Annotated in this window: 14 protein-coding genes; 5 read left to right on the top strand and 9 right to left on the bottom strand. The window is 35.5% G+C overall.

The features are described 5' to 3' along the window. Positions 1-21: 21 nt before the first annotated feature. Positions 22-900 (bottom strand): protein-disulfide reductase DsbD domain-containing protein, encoded by an 879-nt coding sequence (locus PVV60_RS02780; protein ID WP_273722977.1) that lies wholly within the window; start codon positions 898-900, stop codon positions 22-24. Positions 901-971: 71 nt separating this feature from the next. On the opposite strand from PVV60_RS02780, the gene PVV60_RS02775 reads away from it, so the two are divergent. Continuing rightward, entirely contained in the window at positions 972-1,556 is a 585-nt protein-coding gene (locus PVV60_RS02775; RefSeq protein ID WP_012754832.1) for a YqgE/AlgH family protein, read from the top strand. Positions 1,557-1,598: 42 nt separating this feature from the next. Here PVV60_RS02775 and PVV60_RS02770 read toward each other — a convergent pair whose 3' ends face one another. The 7 genes from PVV60_RS02770 to PVV60_RS02740 all read right to left on the bottom strand — a co-directional run bounded on the left by PVV60_RS02770 (position 1,599) and on the right by PVV60_RS02740 (position 12,177). After that, positions 1,599-4,484 carry an EAL domain-containing protein gene (locus PVV60_RS02770; protein WP_273722974.1) on the bottom strand — a complete coding sequence of 962 codons (2,886 nt, stop codon included), beginning with the start codon at positions 4,482-4,484 and terminating at the stop codon, positions 1,599-1,601. Between the two features lie 397 nt (positions 4,485-4,881). Next, the gene (locus PVV60_RS02765; protein WP_273722973.1) at positions 4,882-6,156 is read right to left on the bottom strand and encodes a pitrilysin family protein; all 1,275 of its coding nucleotides are present in this window, start codon (positions 6,154-6,156) and stop codon (positions 4,882-4,884) included. Between the two features lie 82 nt (positions 6,157-6,238). Beyond that, the gene (gene thrC / locus PVV60_RS02760) at positions 6,239-7,636 is read right to left on the bottom strand and encodes a threonine synthase (RefSeq protein ID WP_273722972.1); all 1,398 of its coding nucleotides are present in this window, start codon (positions 7,634-7,636) and stop codon (positions 6,239-6,241) included. A 616-nt stretch (positions 7,637-8,252) separates the two neighbouring features. Beyond that, a complete protein-coding gene (locus tag PVV60_RS02755) occupies positions 8,253-8,615 on the bottom strand; it encodes a hypothetical protein (protein WP_273722971.1) in 363 nt (120 codons plus the stop codon). Between the two features lie 214 nt (positions 8,616-8,829). Continuing rightward, positions 8,830-9,192 (bottom strand): hypothetical protein, encoded by a 363-nt coding sequence (locus PVV60_RS02750; protein WP_273722970.1) that lies wholly within the window; start codon positions 9,190-9,192, stop codon positions 8,830-8,832. Positions 9,193-9,369: 177 nt separating this feature from the next. Continuing rightward, a complete protein-coding gene (locus PVV60_RS02745) occupies positions 9,370-9,726 on the bottom strand; it encodes a hypothetical protein (protein ID WP_273722969.1) in 357 nt (118 codons plus the stop codon). A gap of 1,755 nt (positions 9,727-11,481) precedes the next feature. Then, on the bottom strand, positions 11,482-12,177 hold the full coding sequence (locus PVV60_RS02740; RefSeq protein WP_273722967.1) for an HAD family phosphatase: 696 nt from the start codon (positions 12,175-12,177) through the stop codon (positions 11,482-11,484). A 365-nt stretch (positions 12,178-12,542) separates the two neighbouring features. Between PVV60_RS02740 and PVV60_RS02735 the strand changes: the two genes are divergently transcribed. Next, positions 12,543-13,631, top strand: a complete 1,089-nt coding sequence (locus PVV60_RS02735) for a site-specific DNA-methyltransferase (RefSeq protein ID WP_375641986.1) — start codon at positions 12,543-12,545, stop codon at positions 13,629-13,631. Positions 13,632-14,380: 749 nt separating this feature from the next. Here the strand turns inward: PVV60_RS02735 and mutY are convergent. After that, positions 14,381-15,439, bottom strand: coding sequence for an A/G-specific adenine glycosylase (gene mutY / locus PVV60_RS02730; protein WP_273722964.1), 1,059 nt, complete (start codon positions 15,437-15,439; stop codon positions 14,381-14,383). A 203-nt stretch (positions 15,440-15,642) separates the two neighbouring features. Between mutY and PVV60_RS02725 the strand changes: the two genes are divergently transcribed. The 3 genes from PVV60_RS02725 (at position 15,643) to ppdK (ending at position 19,727) form a co-directional block, all read left to right on the top strand. Then, on the top strand, positions 15,643-16,143 hold the full coding sequence (locus tag PVV60_RS02725; RefSeq protein WP_273722963.1) for a DUF721 domain-containing protein: 501 nt from the start codon (positions 15,643-15,645) through the stop codon (positions 16,141-16,143). Positions 16,144-16,225: 82 nt separating this feature from the next. Continuing rightward, positions 16,226-16,882 carry a DsbA family protein gene (locus tag PVV60_RS02720; protein WP_273722962.1) on the top strand — a complete coding sequence of 219 codons (657 nt, stop codon included), beginning with the start codon at positions 16,226-16,228 and terminating at the stop codon, positions 16,880-16,882. Between the two features lie 178 nt (positions 16,883-17,060). Then, complete coding sequence (ppdK, locus tag PVV60_RS02715; protein ID WP_273722961.1) at positions 17,061-19,727, top strand: pyruvate, phosphate dikinase; 2,667 nt, start codon at positions 17,061-17,063, stop codon at positions 19,725-19,727. Positions 19,728-21,121 lie beyond the last annotated feature (1,394 nt).

Raw genomic sequence — 21,121 nt, 5'->3', positions numbered from 1 at the left:
TTTGAGAGCTTTTTTCTTTTATCACGGAGTCGCAAGAGGGGTTGGCTGTGTATGCAATATGAATGTTCCACTTAAGGCGTGGTCTTTAAAAGAAACTGTATAAAAAATTTTTTGGTTTATTTCTTCTGGTGCAAAATAGAGTGGAGCACTGAAGAGTGTATATTCTGCGTTATCACTGACTTTTCTTGCTGCTCCAATTTGCATTTCTCCTCCATCTAAAAAGAGAGACGAAGGAGTGATTTTGTTATTATTTTGTATTTTTATAAGAAGCGTACTGTTATTTTTTTCGGCACTTATTTTTAGTGCATTCTGCATCATGCGGGGCAAAGAATCTTGAGCATTTTTTAAGAAGGAAGCAGGAAGATGTTTATTTTTAAGAGCAGATGGCGAAAAATCAAAGTTAACAGTAAATGGAAGACAGATTTTATTACATAATCCAAGAGTGAAAGCACCACTTAAATTTTTGCTTGAACCAGAAAGATTGAAGGGCAATATTACTTTATCTTTGTAGCCTAATGACCAATCATTTTCTGTTTCAAAAAGCTGTGGAGTAGGATAAAAGATTTCATAAGAAACCTGTTGATTGAAATTAAAAAACGGTGCCATGCCAGAATTACCTGGATTACGCCAGTAAGTTTTCCATCCTGGTTTAAGCACAATTTCAATAATGCCTTCTCTTATTCCAGAAAGAGAAGGTTCAGTGATCGCTAATCGGATACGACCACCATCTGATTCATACCAAGATGTTGCGAAAAGCTGGAGTTTTTGTTCTGTTTGAGCATTTACAGGAATGTTAAGTAATTCTAAAACTATGAATGTTAAGCTTAAAGTAACAAAAAGCTTTTTATAAAAGAAAGTTGCGATATTTTGTAAATTTGTAAATATATAACTTTTTTTCATTGGAGTTTTATTTTCCTAGTGTGCTAAATGAACAAACTTTTATCATGTAAATTATGGAGAATAACAGATTAATGAAGCGGTGTAATGGCTTTTTAGGTGGACAATTACTCATAGCAATGCCTGGAATGAATGACAAACGCTTTATTCGTTCTGTTATTTATATTTGTGCGCATTCTGATGCCGGTGCGATGGGCATTATTCTTAATCAATTGCATCATATTGATTTTCCAGAGCTTTTGCTTCACTTGGGAGTCATAGACAGTGGCCAAAAAAAAAGCCTTTCTGAACCAATAAAACAGTTTCCAGTTCGCTATGGTGGTCCTGTTGATCCTTCGCGTGGTTTTGTCCTTCATTCAGATGATTATGCTTGTGAAGAAACTGTTTTTATTGCAGATAAGGTCTGCTTTACTGCGACAATTGATATATTAAAAGCAATCAGTTGCGAACAAGGTCCGCAACATGCATTGGTAGCATTAGGCTATGCTGGATGGAAAGCAGGGCAACTTGAGGCAGAAATTTCTACAAATGGTTGGCTCATCAGTTCTACATCACCTAGTTTTCTTTTTGAAAGCGATTTAAGCTGCAAGTATGATAAAAGTTTAACACGCATGGGTATCGATCCAACTTATCTTGCTTCTGAAATGGGACACGCGTAGAGTTTTTTCTAAGCTTTTTAACTTTATACGTTATTTTATCCCTTATGTTTTTATTTTATAAGGGAAATGGCTCTGAACGAGCGTAATTAATTCTTCTATGGCAATCGGTTTCGTCACAAGTGTACTTTGAACATATTTACAGCCTTCTTGACGGAGGAAGATTGCTTCTTTTTCATTTTCAACACCTTCTGCGATAATTTGCAAATTAAGATCTGTTGCCATATTAATGATAGACTTTAGAACAATTTTCTTCTTAAGAGAGTCGATTGAGATAAGTGAACGATCAAGTTTAACCATATCAAATGGATAACGTACGAGATAGGTCAGAGACGAATAACCTGTTCCAAAATTATCGAGTGCGAGATTCATTCCAAGTGTCTTAATTTGTTCGAGAAAGTGCGCTGATTGTTCAGGATTATTTCTTAAGACAAATTCAGATATTTCAATCATCAAACGCCCTTTGTGGAGCGGATGGCGAAGCAAAGCGGCGCGCAATTGACTGATAAAACGAGGATGAATCATTTCTGCGCTTGGTAAATTAATTGAAATAAAGAAAGATTGTTGGGAAAACTTTTCTTGTACATTTATAAGATCAATAATAGCATTATCGATGATAAATTGTGACAAATCCATAACAATTTGTTCGTTTTCTACGATTTTTATGAAATCAGAGACATTTAAATTTCCATAAGTGGGATGATGCCATTCTACAATTGTTTCAAAACCAATAATATGTCCATCTGATAAATTAAGAATAGGATGGTAGAGGATTTTTATCTCATTACGTTTTATGGCATAATGAACATCTTTCTCCAGAGTATTATGTTCGAGACCCAAAGTGCGAAAATTAGGACGAAAAGGTTCTATATGGTTTCCGCCCATTTGTTTTGCACGAATCATCGCTAATTCACTATCATTAAAAATATCTTTAGCCGTCGATCGGCTTTCACTCCATGTAACCAATCCGATAGACGTTGAAAGGATTATTTTGTTTTCTGAAAGTGAAATAGGTGCTGAAATTGTTTTGTGCAAATGATCTGCAAATGCTGCAATTTTTTGTGGTTCAGTTTCACTGAGTAAAATAATTGCAAAGCGGTCTGCTGAAAGTCGCGATAAGGTGTCTTGAAAGTTAATAAGACGGTTTAAACGACGTGCGATTATAAGCAATACAGTATCCCCAACTGCTATGCCTAATTTGCGATTAATTTGGCGAAAATTGTCAAAATCAATCATAAAGACAGTCGGTCTAATTTTGATATTTGCTTTCGCCAAAGAGGTATAATTTTGTAGTCTATCAAAGAAAACTTGTTGGTTAGGAAGGCCGGTTAAGCTGTCGTGGATTGCATCATGCAATAAGCGTTCTTCGGATTTTTTATGGTTAGTAATATTGACAATGGTTCCAATGATACGTGTGATTTTCCCATCTTTTTGCATAGCCGGACGTGCACGAAGAGAAAACCAATGATAATAACCACCACCGGAAGAAAGCCGAAAAATTTGATCAATGCGCCCTTTTTTATTTTTAAGAATGATATCTAATACAGCTTGAAAGCGTTCACGATCATCATGGTGCAAGGCTGAAATCCAGTTGCGCATAGGTCCATTGAGGTTATGAATTTCAGTACCAAAAAGGGTTGCCATGTTTGGATGCACAACAATACGGTCACGCTCAATGTTCCAATCCCAAATAATATTTCCAGCTCCCTTTGCTGCGAGTACTTGTTGTTCAAGGTCGGAAAATATTCCTTCATGGAAAGCGTCATTAGAAAAAGTTTGTTGCAGGACAGTAAAGCTGATGAGAAGAACAATGAGCACTAATCCCCCCGCTAATGCTGGCTGGATAATATCATTGTTTAAATATCCAGCTATACAGGCATAGGCTCCAACACACCAAAAGCTAATAAGCAACCATGTTGGAATAAGCATAATAGCGCGGTCATAGCTTCTGATTGAGAAATAGATGATTAATAGTATACCAAGTACAGCGGTAAGGCCAAAAGACAAACGCGCAATTCCAGCTGCTCTGATTGGATCATAAATAGCAAAGGCTCCCAGACTGCAAAAGGCAATGGTCCAAGCGATAGCACCGTAACTAAAATGATAATGCCAGCGGTTAAGGCTGAGATAGGTAAAAAGAAAAATGAAGAGTGTAGCAGTAAGTGCTACTTCTGTACCAGCACGCCAGATTGGTTGTGTTGTGAGTGTAACTGCAAAGAATTTATTTAAAAAGTTGAAGTCAATACCAATATAAAAAAGCACGGACCAAGCAACAGCAGCTGTTGCAGGAAACAGCCCCGTTCCACGGACGACGAAGAGAACAGTTAACAAAAGCGCTAAGAGACCTGATATCCCAAGAAGAATACCATGATAAAGCGTATAAGAATTAATTGCATCTTTATAAGCTTCAGGTTGCCATAAATAGATTTGCGGTAGATTTGCAGAGTTGAGTTCGGCCACAAATGTAACAACCGCACCGGGGTTAAGGGTAATACGAAAGATATCAGAGTTTGCACTAAGTTGACGATCGAGGGAAAAACCTTCGCTTGGCGTTATGGATTGAATCCTTGCTGATCCAAGGTCTGGCCAAAAAAATCCAGAATGCGCCATGCGGTAATGGGGAGCAACGATGAGACGATCGACTTGTTCATCTGTTGGATTTGCAAGAGAAAAAACTGCCCAATTTCCGGAAAAATTTTCATTTTTTGCCTGCACCTCAATACGCCATACAATACCATCTGGTCCTGGTGCTGTACTTGTTTGAAAAATAGAGTTGTTTGTATGGTGAATTTCAATTGCTTGTGAAAGATCAAGCGCAGCATCCTGAGGAGAAATTTTAACTGGTTCAATTGCTTGTGCTGATGTAAGATGGACAAGAGAACTAACGACTACAATGAAAATGATGTCAATTATTTTACGCAAACTCTTCACAATGTCCCACTCTCAATATTTTAGGATGTTTAATTTTCATTTCGATTTCTGAGAAAAAACGCCCACCTTTTATAATTTATCTACATAATAAATTGTTATCACTTTTTCTTAAGTTATGTGGTTTTATATACAAATAAACTACATACCATTTGCTTCAATGGAACTTGAAGCGAATGAAATTTTATATTTTAAAAGGGCAAAGTTAAACCATGAAATTCCAGATTTCACAAATATACCTTCACTTATTAGAATCTTTATCACATGAAGTATGAATTGGGTAGTTTTGTACGCTTCTTTGCCCAATATTTCCAAAACTTATTTAATGAGGAGAGCTTTTGTGGTAAATTTTATGATAAAATATGTGTATGTTATGTGATGCTGCTTTGAAAAGAAGTTTTTACTTTAGCTTGTATGAAAGTGTTGACGTTAAATCATCAAAATTTATGAGGGGTCCTACAGGCCCAACAGCAGTTAGTGTTGGCGTGGAGTTTGTAAAAAGACGATGTGCTAAATCAGTTAATCTTTGAGGAGTGATGAGACTGAGGCGTTCAATTGTTTCCGATATTGGAATTGGTCGACCATAAAGGAGTATTTGGCGAGCAATGAGGTGTGCTTGACTAGAGGGATTTTCCTGTGACATTGTCAGATTCGCACGATATTGCGTTTGTGCTCGTTGCAGTTCATTGGCGTGAATATTTTTGCTGACCTTGGAAAGTTCATCAAGAATCACAGGAATAAGTTCTTTGAGCCCTTCTTGTCCGGTAGCTGCGTGAACACCAAAAAGCCCAGTATCTGAAAATCCCCAATGAAAAGCATAGATAGAATAGCATAATCCACGTTTCTCTCTTACCTCTTGAAAAAGACGTGAAGACATACCACCACCAAGAATGATTGAAAGAATTTGGGCCGCATAAAAATCACGCGCGTGATAAGCACGCCCTTCAAACCCTAAAACAACTTGTGTATCCATTAAATCGCGATATTCACGAAAGTCGCCACCGACATAATTTGCAAGATTAGTAAGAGGTGCGGTTGAATGGGAGCGAAAAGTACCAAGACGACTTTCAACTTCTCGCAAGAAACTTTCGTGCTCTACAGCTCCTGCAGCAACGACAATCATACGATCTGCACTATATTGTTTATTGATGAAATCATGGAGATCAGTAGATGTAAATGATTGAATAGTTTTAGCTGTTCCTAAAATAGAGCGCCCAAGGGATTGATGACGAAAGGCTGTTTCTGTAAAGTGATCAAAAACAATATCATCAGGAGTGTCATGGGCGGCACCAATTTCCTGAAAGATTACTTGTTTTTCTCGTTCTAGTTCATCGTCGTCAAATTTTGAATGCATTAAAATATCGGCTAAAATGTCTATAGAAAGTGGAATATCGCTTTTAAGTACACGTGCAAAGTAAGCTGTTGTTTCAATACTGGTTGTGGCATTGATTTCACCGCCAACATCTTCAATATCGGTTGCAATTTGAAAAGCAGTGCGGTTTTCGGTTCCTTTAAAAGCCATATGTTCAAGAAGATGAGCGATACCATGCTGTGTAGAGGTTTCATTGCGTGAGCCTACTTTAACCCATATCCCGAGGGCAACACTATCAATGTGTTGCATTGTATGTGTGGCGATAGTCAAACCATTACTAAGGCGACATATATCTACATCCATGTATTTACAACTCCATTAAATAAGCTAAATACCTCATTGTAAGGGTATTAGAATATTCTTGATTAAATTAATGCAGCTAACTTTAATAAGATGCACGCGATTTTAAAGAGATATAATCTTTTACTATTTTTTCATCATTAGCAAGACTTATAAAGTGTTCTTCGCGTTTCATTACATCATTGAGATGAGAAGGACATGGGGCATGAAGGCCACAAGCACTTTTAATAGTATCAGGAAATTTAGCTGGATGAGCCGTGGCAAGGACAATCATTGGAATATGCGGTTTTTTGTTTTCACGCGCTACTTGAAGAGCGACGGCTGTATGTGGATCAACAAGATAACCACTTTCTTTATAGACACTATCAATTGTTTGAGCTGTTGCAGCCATGGTGCTTTTCCCAGCGGAAAATAGGGAACGAATATTTTTGAGTTGCTTTTCATTAAGAGTAAAATGTCCTGATTGTTTCAAGTTTTCCATTGCATTGCGAATCCACTTTGGATCACGATTGCCACTTTCAAAGAGCAAACGTTCAAAATTAGAAGAGACCTGAATATCCATAGAAGGTGATGTTGTGTGGACTATTGGTTGTGTTTCGTAAGTACCACTGATCAATGTACGTACAAGGATGTCGTTATCATTCGTTGCGATGACCAGTTGAGCAATGGGTAATCCCATACGGGCTGCAACGTAACCTGCAAAAATATCACCAAAATTTCCAGTAGGAACAGTAAATGAAACAGCTCTATCAGGAGCTCCTAAGGAAAGTGCAGATGAAAAATAGTAAACAATTTGCGCCATAATACGCGCCCAATTTATAGAATTAACACCTGAAAGCGCTCTTTTTTTACGAAAACTGTGGTCATTAAACATTGCTTTGACAAGAGCTTGGCAATCATCAAAATTTCCTTCAATGGCAATGGCATGAACATTTGAACATTGATTGGTTGTCATTTGCCGTTGTTGAACAGGTGATACACGTCCTTTAGGAAATAAAATAAAAATATCTGAGTGTTCTTTTCCAGCAAAAGCTTGTATTGCAGCTCCTCCTGTATCACCTGATGTTGCAGCAATAATCGTTGCACATCTATTTTTTTCAGTCAAAACATAATCCATCAGTCGAGAAAGAAACTGCATTGCTACATCTTTAAAAGCTAAAGTAGGACCATGAAAGAGTTCAAGGATAAATTCATCTGTTCCAGTTTGTCGTAACGGACAGATTGCTGGATGGTGAAAGGTTGCATAAGATTCAGCGATCATCTTTTCAAAAGCTGTATATTCGATTTCGTTATTCACAAAGGGCCACAGAATAGTTTTAGCAATTGTTGTATAGGACTGACCACGAAGTGCTCGTAACGCATCAAATGATAGCTGAGGAAATTTATCTGGCAAATAAAGTCCCCCATCACTTGCCAATCCCGTCATGATTGTTTCCGTAAAGCTTAAAGCAGGAGCTTCACCTCTCGTGCTGATATATTCCATAAGTCTTATCCTTTTTTATTTCTGGCAAATTGGTGAAGTTATTTATTTCACGTTTTTCATAATATTTAAATTATTAAATGGATAGTTTTTTAAACTCAATAATGAAAGGAAATAGTCTTAAGCATTTTTATTTTTGAGATATAAACGTCAAATGTCCACAGAAAATCTGTTACAGTCGAAAATTTTCTCTCTATTATTCATTCACTTAAATTTTACAACGTATCTTCACTTGTACACCTTACTTAAATAATAAAACCAAATAGATAGAATGGTATTTATTGAAGATTTTTTTGTAAAACTCAACCATTCATAGTTATTTTATACTCTTATACTTTGTAATAATTAAATCTACTAAAATGAATATTAAAACGATACATTTCAAGATAGAAGATTTATAAGGTGAATTTATGGCATTTCATGCGCAAATCTATACTTTGAATACTCTTTTTTAGCTTAATTTATCATTTTGTATAATAATAGATATTATATTTGCGCTATACAGGATGGTAACCGAAAGTTTATCCATAGAAAACATACGACAGCCTGCTACATGATCTGAAGCAGGCTGTAAAGTATTCTTATTTTAAATAGAAAAAAATAACTAAGTATCTTTGAATTATTTGCCTTTAAGTTTTCCTATTGCCCATCCGATTGTCCCGCTAAATATGGACATAAAAAATCCAGTCAAGAATCCAAAACCCAAAGCTCCTACTGTAGAAAAAACTCCTAGCGTAATTGGTTCAAATACTTTCTCAAATTTTCCTTCAATGGCAGTTTCACTTTTTGCTCCATGAGTGAAACTTGGGACATAAAGAGAAGCTATATCGATAGCTTTTTTCTTTCCCTGTTCTATTAGAGAGACAGTTTCCCATTGAATATCATTTTTCAAATGATTGGCATGAACATTTATAACTTGTGAAAGCAAAAAAGAAACTGCTATTAAAATATTTAATACGTAAGTTTTCAATACTTTAATCATAATTTATCACCAATCTTTTATTTTATTTTAATCTGAATTGAATAGATGCATCGGCAGAATTAGTACACATCGAGAGAAACAGAAGCATTTAAAGCTTTTTTCATTCTTAGTGTGATAATTCATTAGTTTTTTGTCATCAATAATGGGTCAACACAGAATATATCCATAGTTTACATTTCATATGAGAAGGTTTTATTCTGATGAAATTTCAATTTTAACGAGATGTAAAATACGATATTATTTTACTTATGATCCATCCTAAAAACATGCCTATCGTACTTGATGCATATCCAAGTGCCATCCCCATACCAAAATTCCCGATTGTAAGAGGTTCAACGACCTTTTCAAATTTTCCTTCAATAGTAGTTTCATTATCCATTCCACGATTTAGACTGGGTCTATAGAGAGAAACGGTATGGATTGCATCCTTTCTTTTCTGCTCTATTGTAGAAACAGAAATATTCTCACGATGAGTATTATTTTGCAAAGAGTTTGCATGCACATTTACAACCTGAGAAAGAGAAAAGGCAGACATAATGAAAATACTTAACATATGATTTTTAAACAATTTAATCATAATTTACCTCAAATATTTTATACTATTCAATATATGTGTAAATTTATACTTTGGATATTTGGATATAATCTACAACATTTATCTTTTGTAGAAAGATGAGCTTCATTATGTAATTATTTACAATGAATTATAGAAACACAATGAAGCTATTATTCTAGAGTTCTAGATGAGGTTGAATTATTTGAACATCAATACTATGTCCTTTATCCAACTTATTATTGATCCTATAAAACTCATTGCATATCCAGTAAGCAATAATCCCATTCCTATAGTCATAGGTTCAACGACCTTTTCAAATTTTCCTTCACTTGTTGTTCCATTTTCTGTTTTATAATTTACAGATGGAACATAGGAAGCAGCCGTAGAAACTACATTGGATTTCGCATATTTTACTTGTTCCATTGGGGAAACAGAAAGTTCCTCTTTTGGAGTATCGTTTTTCAAATAGTTTGCATTAACATTTACAGTTTGTGAAATAAAAAAAGTGCTCGCTATAAAAATGCTTAAGATATAATTTTTAAATATTTTTACCATAACTTTACCTCAAATATTCTTAAGTTATATATGTAAGAAATATACATAATGTTTATATATCTCACCCTATATAAAATATATTATTTCAATATGTATTTTTAGTCAATAATAAAAATACATATAAAAATATAACTGTAATTTTTAATAAACATTATTGTAAAAAAGTAACAGTAATAATTACAAAAATATTCTTAAAAATTTTATGAAATATTTCGTTATGTGTTATATATAAATAACATGTGGTTATCATATAATTTTTATAAAATGATATTAATATTATTTTTTAATACATTCATAGATAATAAAATTGATCAAAATTTTTACATACTAAATATATAAAAATTATTTAGTATCTATTATAAATTGACACGATAAAATTTCATGATTCATAGTATTTATTATAGATGCTAAAAATATATAGTTCTATCATCGTATAAAATAGGGCTCTAATTGGATAAAGATAAATGATATAATCTTTATTTCGCCAATGTGAACAGCATATTACTATGATGCAAAGCTGTGTATAGAAGAATATAAATTCCTACATATTTATAAGTGCCGAAAGATCAGCATTGGATAATATTTTTTAACATTTTCTTCTTTTTAAACTGAAAAGCCACTTTTATTTTTAGAAAGAGTGTTTTTCTTAAAGTGGGATTACTTTTGAAAAGATCTGATTTCATTGCTTATTTAAAAAGTCTATTAAGTGCTTTCGGAAAATTTTGAGCAACTACTGGTATCTCTTTACGTTGTTTTACATGATTATATGTTTCATATTTATGTGCTTTTTTAAGAAACCCTTCTCAAGGTACTCAAGCCTATTCTGCAATGATGCACATGAGTGATACAATGGTAAATCCCCATAATATAAAATTCTTAGGGCATCAGAATCTTTGACGTTTATAAAGAAAAAAGATGGCATCGCCATACACTTTGTTCGCTCCTAATGTTGCTATAATTTCTGCATTTTGAGATGATTCATTAAGAGGCGTTTTATTTCTTTATTTATTTAATTTGAATAACAGTAAGTTATCAGTATAAATAAATACGTTGTCTGTAAATTACTTGGTATGAAATATTTTTTATAAAGTCCACATCGTCATAAGAATATATCTTTTGTAATCTTAGGGAGGTTGTACCAATTGATACTGTTAAAATACTGTTTAGTCAGCAAAGAAAATAAGCTTTCAACAAGTTTACAAGATTTGGATAGAGTAAATATAAGCTCTTGTAACTCAACAAGGACGTTTTTTGTTTTCAATAGCTCATTGCGTTTCATAGATTCTGAGAATTTCAACGTGTTCCCCTATGGTCAATACGATCATAGTATACAATTTTACTATGTTGGGTAATGTACTTAATAAGCTGAGAGGGCGTAGTTTTGGCATAGCAATTTTTACATCTTATCGAACAAGGTATCGTAATATTCCTTTTTTGACACATATAATAATTTATCAGGATGGGCTGCTGAGGTTGGGAGTGTGATATCGGAGTTGAAGATAGATAAGCAGAGTTTTATTTTTATGAGTTTGCACCCCTGTTTTTTGCTTTTTTAAAGCACATGCAATGGTTAGCTGACTTATAATTGTTCAACGAGGTGCTATATTTTTTTCCTTCACATTGAGATGCAATTCACTTGTGTCGTGAATTACACATTTATTGAAGTTATTATAAAAGGAGCAGCGAAAAGAGAAGGGCATTTGAATAAAAATGCTTCTTACAAGAGTTTACAAACTGATATATTCAAGAGGTTTTTTATAATAGATCTCGCCATACTGCCATTGCTTCTAAGACTTCTCCTAAATGAGCATGTTTTGCGATAACTGTTTCTGCGCCAGCTTCTGCAAGGGCATTAGAGTGACCAAGATAGCTATGTGATCCTCCCGTAAAGCCGATGACACGCATGCCTGCTGCTATGGCTGCGTGGACACCATGAATTGAATCTTCTATAACGATAGTGTTTTTGGGCTCTACTTGTAATTGTTGTGCGGCAAAAAGGAAAACATCAGGGGCCGGTTTCGTTCTTTTTGTTCCAACTTCAGGTGCTGAAAATATTTTACCTTCAAAAAGGTCATAGAGATCAACCGTGGTGAGCATCTCTTTTATATCTACGCTTTTTGCATTAGAGCAGATACAGTAGGGATAGCGTGTTTGAATAATTTCTACAGCTTCTCTTACATCATCAATAGCCCGTAATTCAGTTTTTATTTGTGTACGAAAAATATTAGTCATCTGATCTATGAGATGAGCAGAAATTGGTTTTTCTGTTTCCTGTTCAACGTGTTTAAGAATATCGCGAAAGATAAGCCCTGCAAAACGCTCACTCAATTCTTCGGGTGATATTTCATATCCTGTTTGTTTGAGCAATTGAGATCCAATTTTTGCTGCAAGATATTCAGAGTCGACGAGAACCCCGTCACAATCAAAAATAATAAGATCTATCTGAGGCATAAGATATTCCTTTACATGTTACGAGATGGACAACTTTCATAAAAACGATATTGAGAGGACCTTATTTCATAAAAATACGCTTTGAAAATGATTCTTAATTATTTTACGAAATAAAAGATATGGGAACAGGACATTGAAAAAAAGAAAAATAAGGTTTCATTCATATGAAAGTTTTTTTTATTTAAAAAACAATTATCAATTTTATAGAATTTTAACGATACGTTTACGCTATTTTGTAAATATAGATTGGTAATGCGGGCCTATAAACTATTTTGATTGATTATAGGGCAAATTCAGTTAATTTTGTTGGGTTTTTCATGACAGTTATTCAGCTTCAAAAAGATTTTCTTCGTACTTCCTCACAGATGCCATGGCGCAATAAAATTTTTAAAGGAGATTGTGTTTCCGTTCTAGAAAAACTTCCAAAACATTCTGTTGATATGATTTTTGCGGATCCACCCTATAATTTACAATTGGATGGAGCTTTATATCGTCCAGATCATTCGCTTGTTGACGCGGTTGATGATGCATGGGATCAGTTTGAGAGTTTTGCTGCGTATGATGCTTTTACCCGTGCATGGTTGCTTGCTTGTCGTCGTGTATTAAAGCCCAACGGAACACTTTGGGTTATCGGATCTTACCATAATATTTTTCGAGTTGGGACGGCATTACAAGATTTAGGTTTTTGGATGCTTAATGATATTATTTGGCGCAAAAATAATCCGATGCCTAATTTTCGAGGGCGCCGTTTTCAAAATGCCCATGAGACGCTTATTTGGGCCGTGCGAGATCAAAAAGATAAAAAGTACACATTTAATTATGATGCCTTAAAAGCGGCAAATGAAGATCTACAAATGCGTTCAGATTGGCTTTTCCCTCTCTGTACTGGAGCTGAACGTTTAAAGGATGATTCAGGGCGTAAATTACATCCAACACAAAAACCGCAAGCATTATTAGCGCGTATTATTATGGCTTCTAGTAAACCTGGCGATGTTATTCTTGATCCGTTTTTTGGTTCGGGAACAACAGGTGCTGTTGCCAAGCTTTTAGGGCGTGATTTTGTTGGGATTGAACGCGAGCAAGACTACATTGATGCAGCATGTGAGAGAATTGCGGCGGTTAAACCTTTAGCGCAACCAGAACTAGCGATTTTGGATAGAAAAAAAGCAGAACCGCGCGTAGCATTCAACAGTTTGCTTGAAGCAGGTTTGCTCTATCCCGGAGAAGTTCTTTATGATCGCAAGAAGCAAGTATCTGCTATTGTAAGAGCTGATGGTACGATTATGCATGGTGGTGAAGCGGGCTCAATTCACGCAATGGGAAGAAAGGCTCAAGATTCGCAGAGTTGTAATGGTTGGACTTTTTGGTATTATGAGGAAAATGGACGGTTGAAGTCCATAGATCATTTAAGAATGATCATACGTTCACAAATGTTAAAAACGGGTGTTGTATGAACTAAGCTGATTGCTTCATTCTATTGATCACTAATGTACCTGATCTTGATTGAGATCGAGGTGAAGGTGTTTTATGCCTTTCTTAGATGTTTTTTATTGACACACTAATCCCACTTGTAAGCGGCAAGCGAGTATTTTTATGCTTATTGTAAAAGAAATTAAAACGAGAAATTTTCACTCTATGTTCTCATTTGAGTTTCAAAACAGTAAAATTTCAATATAATTTTGTGAAAATGAAAGACCAGAATTAAAAGGCTCATTCAGGAGTTCAAAATTAAGTGCTTTTTTGAGATAATACGCACATCTGTAAAGTGTGTATGATATAATTGATTTATAAAGATAATTTAGCGTTATTCACATTGAGGTTTTCCCCGAATATCGTCAAATTTTCTTATTTCAGACCTGTTCCATATTGAATCAATGAAATTTACTTGCTTACATGTCATCAGCGGAGTTGGCGTGTGAATAAAACTTGTTAAAGAAAGAACTAAAAGTACTTTTTATGAACTGTTTCAAGTGCCAAGGGTTTGTTGTAGGGGATTGGTAAATATAATGATGGTGCCGATTTGCTCCTTCATGAGCGAAAAAAGGATAGATCCTGAAATTTAAATCTAAGTTTTTCTATCCCTCCTTCATTCTTATCTGTAGAAAAAATTGGTTATTTCATTTTTTAAAATTTTTCAGATTAAGAAATGGTCGCTAGAGATACAAAAGTCTCCGTTAGAAAATATTTTTACGAATAGGAAAGATTATTTAAAACTGAAAGAATTGGGAAGCGCTACGGAAATAGCTTTTTTCATAACAGTAGGTAATGCTTCTTCGGCAAGATGTTGAATGTTACACCACCAACCATTTTCACAGTTCATTTCATGAACATCCTCGGTATAGTAAACATCGAGCTTTAGAGAAAAGTGAGTAAAAACATGCGTAATTTGTCCTTTGAATTGCCAATTAGCCGTAAAGGGTGCGTTTTGGAGCCCATTTTCGTTGTTTATGCCAATATTGTTAGGAATTTGGGTCATTCCACCAAGGAGTTTTTGCGTCTGTCGTTTTTCCAAATAAATTTGTCTCTTTTTATTAAGGACCACAAAAGCAATACCTGTTTTTGAAGGGCGTTCTTTTTTAGGGGCTTTGACTGGAAAAGATTCCGGTTGTTGCGTTTTTGCTGCTTTGCATAAACATTGCAGAGGGCAGGTATAACAAGATGGTTTGCGTGGAGTACAAACTGTTGCTCCTAAATCCATCATTGCTTGAGCAAAGTCTCCAGGACGATTTAAAGCAGTAATTTTTTGTGTTTTTTCTTTAATTTCAACTTTTGCTTTTCGTAATATTGAAGTGATAGCAAAAAGGCGCGCTACCACACGTTCGACATTACCATCAACCACTGCTACAGGGTGGTTAAAAGCAATCGCAGCAATGGCTGCGGCAGTATAATCTCCAATACCGGCTAGAGTTCGCAATTCTTTTACAGATTGTGGAAATTGTCCCGCGTAGTTTTCAACAAGCTGTTGCGCACATTTTTTAAGATTACGTGCGCGTGAATAATAGCCAAGTCCAGCCCATGCTTTCATGATATCATCTTGTGAGGATTTTGCTAAAGAGGAAAGATCAGGCCATAGTTTCAGAAACTTTTTAAAATAAGGCTTAACTGTTTCAACGGTTGTTTGTTGAAGCATGATTTCAGAAAGCCAAACTTGATAGGGATCAGGACGGATACCTTGTTTTTGCTTTTCGGGGGTAATCCGCCATGGGAGATGTCTGTGATTTTGATCGTACCAAGCAAGGAGGTGCGAAGAAATTTCATACATGATTGCTTTCAAGCATAGGGAGATATAAAATGCAAAAGAAAAAATTGTTTATTTTGTAATTCATGTTTTTTGCTCTTTTATTGTCAAGGCTCTGGTGAGAAAAGGCTTTTTATTTTGTTGATACTTCATAGATTGAGGAGGAAATAATTTTGAGATGAAACAAATAATTTTAATTTAGTAAGCGGTTGAACAATGATCTAAAAATGAGAAAACAATTAAAAAAACATATTTTTTATTCTCTTTCTGAGACGGTATACAAAATACTTGATCCAGTTTTACGCAAACGGACAGGGCTTAATGTAGCGCTTATAGAACATTGGCCACAAATTGCGGGCTATGATATCAGTGAATATACAATGCCGCTTAAAATTATTTGGAAACGTCGTGCAGATCAGGATGAAGTTTTTCAACCAGCAACACTTGTTGTCGCATGTGAAGGATTTGCAGCATTAAAATTGATGCATGAAACAGAGGAATTACTTCATAGAATTAACGGATTTTTTGGCTATATTGCTATTGATCGCATCAAGATTGAGCAAAGGAGTATGTCGGTTTTTATGAATCACTTGCCTCTAAAGCCGCCTTTGAGTGAACAAGACAAAAAATGCTTGGAAAAAATGCTTGAAGGAATTGAAGATAAAAGCTTGCACCAAGCACTTTATAAACTTGGCTGTTGCATTTTCTTGGAAAAAAATAATAAATAGAAAGATATTTTATATATTTTTCTTTAATATATGAGAAAGCATTGGATTCCTATTCGTTAATAACAACAGAAAAGTATTATTTATGGTAAAATATCGTTCTTTTTTATCTTTCGGGATAATTCTTCTCTTCATAACGATTGTACAAAACAGTGTAACAGTTGCTTTAGCGCGTGATCTAAAACCAGTGGCAACTGTTGATATGGCAGAGCTTCTCCAATCGGGTAAAGTAAAGGATCGCTTTGAGGGAGAGGAAGATGCACCAGTCGTTATTGTTGAGTATGCTTCGTTGACATGTGTCCATTGTGCGCATTTTTATGATGATATACTTCCCCAAATTCGTAAAAAATATATCAAAACAGGAAAAGTAAAACTTATTTTCCGAGAATATGCTTTTGATCCTCGGGCAACAGCAGGTTTTATGTTGGCACGGTGTGCACCAGAAGATCGCTATTTTCCTTTGATAGAAGTTTTATTTCAAAAACAAAATGAATGGGCTTTCGGAAAAGATGCTCTAACACCATTAAAAAAAATTGGCTTAATGGCTGGTTTTACAGATGAAAGTTTTACTGCATGTTTGAAAAATCAGTCCATTTTAGATGAAGTAAATGCATCTTTTGAACGCGGTAAAGAGCTTGGTGTCACAGCAACACCTACTTTCTTTATTAATGGTAGTAAATATGAAGGTGCCATGAAAGTAGAAGAATTTTTTTCGGTGATTGATAGTTTTCTTAAAAACTGAATCTTAATTTTCCAGAAGATGGATAGTGATACTTTTGGTCATTATCTCTTTTGGAAGGATTAATATTATGCATTTATGAAGCGGTATTTTTTGTTGAGCCAATTTTGAATCAAATCATTGCTTTTAAGTGAGCCTAGGTTGAATGATGTTTTGATGCTGATATGGGAGGATTTGTACAGTGAAAAAATGGGTTTATAGTTTTGGAGATGGAAAGGCAGAAGGAAGTGCAAGTGAGCGTAACCTTCTCGGAGGTAAAGGGGCTAATTTGGCAGAAATGAGTAATCTTGGTTTGCCCGTACCACCCGGATTTACGCTGACAACAGAAGTTTGTAATTTTTATTATGCCCATGACAAATCATATCCAGAAGAGCTACAAGAATCTGTGAACAAAGCACTAAGACGCGTTGCTGAACAAACAGGACGTGAATTTGGCAATGAACAAAGACCACTTTTACTTTCTGTTCGTTCAGGGGCGAGGGCTTCTATGCCAGGGATGATGGATACAGTTCTTAACCTTGGCATGAATGATGAGACTGTAAAAGCCATTGCTTTACAAGCTAATAATGAACGTTTTGCTTATGATAGTTATCGGCGTTTTATCCAAATGTATTCTAACGTTGTTTTGGGGTTAGATCATTCGTATTTTGAAGAGATTCTTGATGAAGAAAAAGTACGCAATGGTTACACTATTGATACAGAAATGACAGCAGATGATTGGAAGAACATTATTACTTCTTATAAAGCCTATGTTGAAGAAAAATTAGGAAAACCTTTTCCACAAAATCCTGAACAGCAGTTATGGGGAGCAATTGGAGCCGTTTTTTTAAGTTGGATGACAGCACGTGCAGTTACTTATCGCCGTTTACATAGTATTCCGGAAAGTTGGGGAACGGCAGTTAATGTGCAAGCTATGGTTTTTGGCAACATGGGTGAAGATTCGGCAACCGGTGTTGCTTTTACACGCAATCCATCGACAGGGAAAAAAGAACTTTATGGTGAATTTTTAGTTAATGCGCAAGGGGAAGATGTTGTGGCGGGTATTCGAACGCCTCAAAATATTACAGAAAATGCACGTATTGTTGCTGGTTCAAATAGACTGTCGTTAGAAAAAATCATGCCTGAGGCTTTTTCGAAATTATGTCAGATTGCGCATAAGCTTGAGCAGCATTATCGGGATATGCAAGATCTCGAATTTACCATTGAAAAAGGTAAATTATGGATGCTTCAGACTCGTTCAGGAAAACGCACGGCTCGTGCGGCTCTCAAGATGGCAATTGAAATGGTTGAGGAGGGGTTAATAAACCGTGAAGAGGCTGTGATGCGTATTGATGCAAAGTCGCTGGACCAACTTTTGCATCCAACACTTGATCCCAAAGCAGAACGTTTTGTTATAGGACGTGGTTTACCTGCTTCTCCTGGAGCTGCAACTGGTGAAATTGTTTTTACTTCGGAAGAGGCAGAAACTGTGTCGGCGGAAGGTCGTAAAGTTATTTTGGTCCGTGTAGAAACAAGCCCAGAAGATATTCATGGCATGCATGCTGCAGAGGGAATTTTAACAACGCGTGGCGGTATGACAAGTCACGCTGCTGTTGTTGCGCGGGGGATGGGAAAACCATGTATTTCTGGTGCTGGCAGTGTGCGGATTGATTATAACACAAATACGCTGTTTGCTTCAGGAGAAAGCTTTAAAAAAGGTGATATTATCACAATTGATGGTGGAAGTGGAGAAATTTTAAAAGGGAAAGTTGCAATGTTGCAACCTCAGCTTTGCGGAGACTTTGCAAAATTAATGGAATGGGCTGATGGGATGCGGCGTCTTAAAGTTCGCGCTAATGCTGATACACCATCTGATGCCCGTATGGGACGCTCTTTCGGGGCTGAGGGTATAGGTCTTTGCCGTACGGAGCATATGTTTTTTTCTGATGAACGTATCGTTGCCATGCGTGAAATGATTTTAAGTCATGATGAAAATGGTCGTCGTAAAGCACTAGATAAGCTTTTGCCAATGCAGCGTTCAGATTTTAGCGAATTATTTGAAATTATGTGTGGTTTACCTGTTACTATCCGCTTGCTAGATCCGCCATTACATGAATTTTTGCCTAAAACGAAAGCAGAAATTCTTGATGTTGCAACAGCTATGGGTGTTTCTGCTGAAGTGCTTGCTGAACGCGCCCAGCAGTTGCACGAATTTAATCCTATGCTTGGATTACGAGGATGCCGTTTAGCTATTACTTATCCTGAAATTGCAGAAATGCAAGCGCGGGCGATTTTTGAAGCAGCAGCAGAAGCTGCCCAAAAATCTGGATCTCCTGTTATACTTGAAATTATGGTGCCACTTGTTGCGCTTAAATCTGAACTCGATTTTGTAAAAGCACGTATTGATCAGGTTGCTGAGGAAGTGATGAAAGAAAAGGGAAGCACGATTCAATATATGGTTGGGACGATGATTGAGCTTCCAAGGGCGGCGCTTCGAGCAGATGAAATTTCTGAAACTGCTGAATTTTTTTCATTTGGAACAAACGATTTGACACAAACTACTTTTGGGATTTCCCGTGATGATGCTGCTCCTTTTTTGGCAACCTATTTTCAAAAAGGTCTTTTAGAGCAAGATCCTTTCGTGTCTATTGACCGTGATGGAGTAGGGGAACTTATTACCATTGCTGCACAGCGTGGACGCTCAAAGCGTGCAAAAATAAAATTGGGAATTTGCGGTGAACATGGAGGCGATCCTGCCTCTATTGCTTTATGCGAAGAAAATAACCTAGATTATGTTTCGTGTTCTCCTTTTCGAGTACCAATTGCTCGTTTAGCAGCAGCCCAAGCCGCAATAGCAAAAAGGACATAATGGGTTAATATTTTTTTGTTGTATAGCTATTACTGAAATAAATTTTTATATATTCTTTTATTTTCTTTAATAAAGGGAATAAAAATGCTTCTAAAATGCACGATAAGTTATGTTACGCGAGAAAGTGTTCGTTTGAGAGATTTATGAGAGAAAATATAAAGCAGGATAGGCAAAGATGTATTATTAAGACGCTTTCTATTGACGAACTTCTTGATAGAGAGAAATGTGTTATTGTGCAGACAATTTACGCGTTTGCTTTTTTATAGGGGAATGAACTCCTCACGCAAAATAGAATGCTCCAAACAAATGTATTTTTTTGCACATCATGCTGTTTCAGATAGACCTCTCTCAGTGGTATACTCCATTTCACATTGACATTCGTGGAATGGGGATTATGTAAAACTTCGCGTAAGTTTATAAAAATCTTCCCAAATTATATAAACCCACTATGCGCTACCATCTTTACATTTATGAAGGAATATCAAAGTTATACAATATGTTGATTTATAATGATAATTTTTCATTTCAACTTCTTTTATAATGAATCAATCAAAACCATGTTTTTTGCTTGTTACAGGCGGGATGAGCGTCTGTGGATGTGGATAAAAAATAAAGCAAGGATATGCTTCTTATGAATCGTCTCAAGTGTCAAGAGCTGTCACAAATTGAAGGTAAGTGTAGTAGTGTAATGCTGTCGGCTTGCTTTTTCACAGAGTAATGCGGCATGATATCAAAAAAATACAACAAAGTCAATATGTTATTTAAATAATTTTATATGCACCCCCATCAGAATCCACATTTTTATACGTGATTCATTTGACCATTTTTTATATAAGATTAGCACGTATGAATAGACCATAAAAAGCAAATCATGATGCAAATATTATAACGCATGTGTGTATTCAAATGAAATGAAAAGCAGTTATCATTCATAATAGTCTATAAATTTTATGATACGTTTTTATCACAGCACAAATCACATTGTTTAAAATTTAGTCGTTTGGAATTATCGATAACATAAATTGTATACGTTTAAAGAATGGTATGAGTTTTGCTCTTTTTTGAGCGAAACCTTCAAAGGAATAATCGTTTGAAACTGTCATAAGCTTATAGGTTTAATTCATAAAGATTGCACAAAGGATTTAAAGACAAGATTGATTTTAAAACGCTTACTAAAAATTTAGAAAACGATAGGCAGGCATTATACAGACCCTATCATCACAATAAATATGAAATTCAAAACGTTATATCTTATGAAATCAAGAGCCTTTTAATGAATATAGTGCAAGCAAGTGAGCAAAAAACGTTTTAAAAGTTATCGTTTAAAAATACGAAATCAAAAGGGGTCTCCTCAAATTTGAGGGCATCTCTTTAGACAAGATAAGCAAACAAAC

This window comes from Bartonella sp. AU18XJBT, from assembly GCF_028618595.1.
Taxonomy (GTDB): Bacteria; Pseudomonadota; Alphaproteobacteria; order Rhizobiales; family Rhizobiaceae; genus Bartonella.
Note: the sequence above shows the minus strand (reverse complement) of the source record. Positions and strands in the feature narration are given on the sequence as shown.